Genomic DNA, 2142 nt, shown 5'->3' on the forward strand with positions numbered 1-2142 from the left:
GAAATCCGGGTGCTGCGTCCCGGGAATGTGCCGCCATGGGCTATGGGTGGTCATTGGCACAAGGATGGGCGTTTGGCAATCAGTATGTCTCTGTATTAAAACCCGGCCTTCCGCTTGCAGGTCGCGGGCGTTTCGCCCACGGTGATTTTGCGAAAGGTCTGCGCCCGGATTGCCGAAATAACTGTATCCAGCCCGTAAATGGCTTGATATTATCAGCCGCTTCTGCCCCTTTTTGTCGTGTCGGGGCTGCGCAACGCGGGCAGGGCACGCCGGAATTGACCGGCGGCCTTATTGGGGGTGTTACATGTCGGAGCCATTCGTCGGGCAGATCAACATGTTCGGATTCGATTTTGTCCCGCGAGGCTTTGCTTCGTGCAACGGTCAACTGTTGGCCATCTCGCAGAATTCGGCGCTGTTTGCTTTGCTAGGCACGATCTATGGGGGCAACGGGACCACGAACTTCGCATTGCCGGACCTGCGCGGACGCGTGCCGGTCGCCTTTGGTGCCTCAACTCCATTGGGCGGGGTTGCAATTGGTCAGGCGGGCGGCGTTGAGGCGGTGGTGCTGAACATCGCCAATCTTCCCGCCCACACCCATGCGCTTGCGGCCACCACTCAGGTCGCTACGCGCCGCGTTGCGACCCGACGGATGCTGGCCACCGATACTTCGACCAATGCCGAATATTATGCACCACCCGGCCAGGTCACCAGTTTGAGTAACAGTTCCATCAATTTGACCGGCGGGGGGCAGCCGCACCAAAATCTGCAGCCATTGCTTGTGATAAACTTCTGCATCGCGCTGCAGGGTATCTTCCCCAGCAGGAATTAACCCGGGTTCAGCAACGGAACTTTTTTGGGGAGCAACAATGTCAAATGCATTTATCGGCGAAATCCGTCTCTTTGCAGGCAATTTCGCGCCGGTTGGCTGGGCTTTCTGCGACGGAAGCCTGATCTCCATTGAAGAGAACAACGCGCTGTTCGCGCTGATCGGCACCAATTATGGCGGCAACGGACAAACCACCTTTGCCTTGCCGGATTTGCGCTCGCGGGTGCCGCTTCATCAGGGGCCGGGGCCGGGCTTGTCCATCAACTACGTGGTCGGAGAGGCCATAGGGACCGAACAGGTCACCTTGTCCAGCAATAATATGCCGGCGCATCAGCACTCGGTTATCGCCACCACCGCAACCGGTTCGGTAACCACTCCGGGACCCACGGTGATGCTGGCCACCCCGGTCGAAGCGGGGGTGGCCACAAGCTTGTATGTTGTCCCCGGCAGCAGCACCGTCAATCAGGCGCCGATGGCTGCCCAAAGCATTGGCTCGACGGGCGGGGGTCAACCGCATGAGAATATGATGCCGTTTCAGGCGATCAATTACATCATTGCGCTCTTTGGCGTTTTTCCTACGCGAGCCTAGGCGCGCGCAGGTCAGGAGTAAACCATGGCTGATCCCTTCATCGCCGAAATTCGTTTGTTCGGTTTCAATTTCGCGCCGCGAGGCTATGCGTTTTGCGACGGTTCTATCGTTGGAATCGCGCAGAACACCGCGCTGTTTGCGCTCCTTGGCACCGCGTTTGGTGGCGATGGACGAACCACTTTCGGGCTTCCCGATCTGCGCGGGCGCGCTGCGGTCGGTGCGGGGCAGGGGCCTGGTCTGACGCAGCGGAACCTTGGCTCATCCGGCGGGCAGGCGACCGTCGCTCTGATCACCAGTGAAATGCCAGCGCACACCCACACGCTCAACTCGGCAACGCTCAGCCCGCAAAACCCGGCGCAGAATGTCGCGTCTCCCACGAACCAGGCGCTACTTGGCCTGTCCTCTCCGAACAACATTTATATCGATCCGGTTGTGCCCGACACGGCCCTCAACCCCAGCTCGATTACGCCGGCTGGCGCGGGCAGCCCGCATGAGAACACCCAGCCTTATCTCGCGGTCAATTTCTGCATCGCGGTGCAGGGAATCTTCCCCCCGCGCGCCTGACCGGGTGGGCACGACGACCACGATCATGCGCAGCTTACTCGTCCGCATTCCGCCGGAGTTGGCGACCAAGGGATTTGCGCTGCGGCCTGAAACCGAGGCGGATGATCCCTATCTGCTCGCGCTCTACGCCACCACGCGTGCGGCTGAGCTCGAACAGGTTCCC

Annotated in this window: 3 protein-coding genes; all 3 read left to right on the forward strand. The window is 60.2% G+C overall.

What is annotated here, in order from left to right; genetic code table 11:
• Nucleotides 1-304 precede the first annotated feature (304 nt).
• From C0456_RS20150 to C0456_RS20160, 3 genes are read left to right on the forward strand one after another with little or no spacing between them, the layout of a single operon-like run.
• Complete coding sequence (locus C0456_RS20150) at nucleotides 305-829, forward strand: phage tail protein (RefSeq protein ID WP_291056368.1); 525 nt, start codon at nucleotides 305-307, stop codon at nucleotides 827-829.
• Between the two features lie 37 nt (nucleotides 830-866).
• On the forward strand, nucleotides 867-1415 hold the full coding sequence (locus C0456_RS20155; RefSeq protein ID WP_291056370.1) for a phage tail protein: 549 nt from the start codon (nucleotides 867-869) through the stop codon (nucleotides 1413-1415).
• A 24-nt stretch (nucleotides 1416-1439) separates the two neighbouring features.
• The gene (locus tag C0456_RS20160) at nucleotides 1440-1979 is read left to right on the forward strand and encodes a phage tail protein (protein ID WP_291056374.1); all 540 of its coding nucleotides are present in this window, start codon (nucleotides 1440-1442) and stop codon (nucleotides 1977-1979) included.
• Nucleotides 1980-2142 lie beyond the last annotated feature (163 nt).

It is taken from the genome of Hyphomonas sp. (assembly GCF_013823385.1).
GTDB lineage: Bacteria > Pseudomonadota > Alphaproteobacteria > Caulobacterales > Hyphomonadaceae > Hyphomonas.